This is a genomic window from Streptomyces prasinopilosus, from assembly GCF_001419695.1.
Classification (GTDB): domain Bacteria; phylum Actinomycetota; class Actinomycetes; order Streptomycetales; family Streptomycetaceae; genus Streptomyces; species Streptomyces prasinopilosus.
Genome location: NZ_LIRG01000717.1, coordinates 1 through 4050 on the forward strand (window position 1 = coordinate 1; position 4050 = coordinate 4050).

At 78.4% G+C, this 4050-nt stretch carries 1 protein-coding gene; it reads left to right on the plus strand.

The window, feature by feature from the left end; translation table 11 throughout:
- Window positions 1–4050, plus strand: a 4050-nt coding sequence (locus AOK18_RS25135) for a type I polyketide synthase (RefSeq protein WP_157865177.1), incomplete at both ends; no start/stop codon positions are given.

Genomic DNA, 4050 nt, shown 5'->3' on the forward strand with positions numbered 1-4050 from the left:
GTCGGCGACAGCGGCTACCGGCAGCTCCTGGCGGACGCGGGCACCGCGGGCACACCGCCGACCGCCGCGGCCCTGACCGGCAATCTCCCCAACCTGGTCGCCGCGCGACTGGCGCACTGCCTCGACCTGGACGGCCCGGCGCTCGCCGTGGACACCGCGTGTTCCTCGGGCCTGGTGGCACTGCACCTGGCCCGGCGCAGTCTCGCGGACGGCGAGTGCGACCTCGCGGTCGTGGGCGGGGTCAACCTGCACCTCACCGCGTCGGCGCACCGGGCCCTGGAGGCGGCCCGGGCCCTGTCGCCGACCGGACGCAGCCGTGCCTTCAGCACGTCGGCCGACGGGTTCGTGCCCGGCGAGGGCGGCGCGGTCCTCGTCCTGCGGCGGTCCGACGAGGCCCGGCGGGACGACGACGAGGTCCTGGCCCTCGTGCGCGGCACCGCCGTCAACAACGACGGCACGTCGCTGAGCCTGATGGCCCCCAACCCGCTGCGCCAGCGCGAGGTGATCGGCCGTGCCTACGAGCAGTGCGGGGTCGACCCGGCGTCGGTCTCGTACGTCGAGGCCCACGGCACCGGTACGGCCGTCGGCGACCCGATCGAGCTGCGCTCCCTCGCCCATGCCTTCCCCGCCCGCCCGGACGGCCGCCCCCGGCTCCTCGGCTCGGTGAAGACCAACATCGGGCACCTGCTGAACGCGGCGGCGCTGCCCTCGCTCGTCAAGGTGGTCCTGGCCCTCGGGCACGGACGGCTCCCGGCCTCGCTGCACCACGCACCGGTCTCACCCGCCGTCGAACGGTCGGGGTTCGCCCTGGTGACGGAGGTGACGGCCTGGGAGTCGTCCGGGCCGCGCCGGGCGGGGATCAACGCCTTCGGCTTCGGCGGCACCAACGCGCACGCCGTCCTGGAACAGGCCCCGCCGCGGCCGGCGGACGCGCCGCGCGGGGACGGCCGGGCCGGGGACCGGAGCGGTCCCGGTCCGAACCTGCTCACCCTGTCGGCGGGCAGCGCGGCCGGGCTCGACGCGTGGGCGACGCGCGTCTCGGACCACCTGGGCGAGCACCCGGAGTTCGAGGAGGGCGACGTCTGCCTGACGGCGGGCGCCGCACGCGACGAACGGCCGCACCGTCTCGCCGTCGTGGCCGACGGCGGCCTGCGCGAACGGCTCGCCTCGGTGCGCGCCGCCGACGGCCCGCCCGTGCCGGGCACGGCCACCGGGACGGTGGCGCACCGGCCCCGGACCGTCTACGTGTTCCCCGGTCAGGGCGGCCTGCGGCCGGGGCCGGGGCGGGAGCTGTACGCCACGGCGCCCGTGTACCGGGCGACGCTGGACGAGGCGTCGGAGCTGGTGGGGACCGTGCACGGGCGGGAGTTGACGGCCTGGTGCGTGGACGGCGGTGCCGACGGGGACGCCCTCTCCGCGACCGAGGTGGCGCAGCCGCTGCTGGTGGCGCACGGGGTCGCGCTCGCCCGGCAGTTGGCGGCCTGGGGGGTGCGGCCCGACGCCCTGGTCGGGCACAGCGTCGGCGAACTGGCGGCCGCCTGCGTCGGCGGCATGCTGTCGCTGTCCGACGCGGTGCTGTTCGCGGCCGAACGGGGGCGGCTCATGGGCGGGTCGACCCCGCCGGGCGCCATGGCGGCGGTGCGGGGGGCCGCGGAACACGAGGTGGAGTCGCTGGTGGCCGCGTCCCCGGGCGACCTCGCGGTGGCCGCGTACAACGGCCCCGGCCGGCTGGTGCTGTCCGGTTCCCCGGACGCGGTCGGGCGGGCGTCCGAGCGGCTCACCGCGCACGGCGCGACGGTCCGTCCCCTGCGGGTGCCGCGGGCCTTCCACTCGCCCCTGATGGAGCCGGTGGCGCGCGCCCTGGGCGACGCGGCGCGCGGGCTGACGGTCTCGGCTCCCGAACTCGCGGTGATGAGCACGCTCACCGCCGAGTGGCAGCCCCGGATGGATCCGGACCACCTGCGGGAACACGCCCTGCGGCCGGTGCTGTTCGGCCGGGCCGTGGAACGCCTGCTGGACGAGGGCTACGACACGTTCGTGGAACTCGGGGCGCAGGAGGGCCTCGCCGGTCCGGTCCGCGCGGTGGCCGCCGGGCGCCGGGCCGCCGGCGCCGGGCCCGGCGCCCTCGTGGTGTCCGCCCCCGCGGCGCCGTTCGACGGCGGAGGAGCGCCGGGCGGGGCGCGGGAGCTGATGGAGACGGTGGCGCGGCTGTGGGTGCGCGGGGTGCCCCTCGACCGTACGGCGCTCGACGCGGGGCACCGCAGGGTGCCGCTGCCGCCGTACCCGTACCGGCGGCGCGGGTACTGGCCCGAGCCCGACGCGCGCGGACTGCTGCACCGCGTCGAGTGGCGGCCCGCTCCCCTGCCCGGCGGCGCCCTTCCCCCTGCCGTCCGGCCCTCCACCGGTCCTCCCGGCGCCGGTCTTCCCGGCCCGGTGCTGGTGACCGGGGCGGACGCCTCGGCGGTGCGCCGGGCGGCGGACGGGTTCACGGCCCTCGGCGTACGGGCGGTCACGGCCGAGCACCGGGACGTCCGTCCGCGGGCCGTGGTCCTCCTCGGTGGCCGGCCGCGGCGGGACGTGCCGGACCCCGCGGACCCGGCGGGCGGCCTGGACGCGGAGCTGCGGCAGGCGGTCACGGCGTTCCGGGACGCCCTCGCGCTGCTGGACCGGACCGGGGCCCGCCGTCTGCTGGTCGTGACCGAGGACGCGCACGTCACCGGGTACGGCGTGGAGCGGCCGGTGCCGGCGCAGGCGGTCCTGGGCGGCCTCGCCCTGGCCGTACCGGAGGAGTCGGCCGGCGTGATCGCGAACTGGGTGGACCTCTCGTCCCAGGACCTCCCCGGCACCCCCGGGAGTCCCGGGACTCCTGACGGCGAAGGGTGGCTGCGCCGCCTGGCCGCCGAGCTGACGGCGCCGCAGGCGGCGGGAGCGATCGCCTGGCGGGCCGGAGGGCGCCTCGTGCGTTCCGTCGCGCCGGAAGCGGGGCGAGGACCGGGCACGGTGGGAGGACCGGACGGGCCGGACCGTCCCGAACGGCTGCCGGCCGACGGGACGTTCCTCGTCACGGGCGGCGCCGGAGGCATCGGCTCCGCGCTGGCCCGGGACCTGGCGGGCCGGGGCCGGCCGGTCCTGGTGCTGGCGGGACGTTCCCCGCACCCGCCCGCGGGCCTGCTGAAGGAACTCGCCGGTCTCGGCGCCGAGGCGCGCTACGTCGCCGCCGACCTGACCGTTCCCGGTGACGTGGAGCGGCTCGTGGGCGGACTGCCGCCGCTGGACGCCGTGTTCCACGCGGCCGGTGTCGTACGGCCCGGCAGCCTGCGCGGGACGGACGTGCCGGAGACCGTGGAGGCGCTGGGCGCGAAGACCCTCGGCACGGTGCTGCTGTCCGGAGCGCTGCGCCGGCACGGGCAGCGGCCGGGAGTGTGCGTCGCGTTCTCCTCGGTGTCGTCGGTGGTGCACGGCCTGGCGGGAGCGCTGGGCTCCTACGCCGCGGCGAACGCCTTCCTCGACTCCTTCGCCGGAGCCGAGTGCCTGGCGGGCCGGCCCTGGCTCTCGGTGAACCTGGGCCCGTTCGCCGAGACGGGCCTCGCGGTCGCCGCGGGCGCCGGGCTGCCCACCGGCGGCGCGGGCGGTGGGGGCCGCCCCCTGGCGACCGCGTCCGCGCTGGCCGCCCTGCGGGCGGCGTGCGCCACCGGCGCGACGCAGCTGGTCGTGGCCGACCTGGCGCCCGAGGCGCGGCCGGCCGCCGCCCCACCGCGCCCGGCACGGCGGCCGGGCGCCGAGGACGCCGCCGGACCGGCCGGTACCGGCCGGCACCGGCCCTCGGCGGCGTCCGGCACCGCTGTCGTCCTGCGGGAACTGCTGGCCCAGTCGCTCGGCGTGCCCGCCTCGGGTGTCGACGACGACACACCGTTCCTGCGGCTCGGGCTGGACTCGCTGGGCGCCGTCGACCTCGTCAAGAAGCTGGAGCGAAAGCTCGGGCGGCAGCTGCCCACCACGCTCTTCTTCGAGCACCGGACGGTGCGTGAGCTCTCCGCCCACCTGGACCTG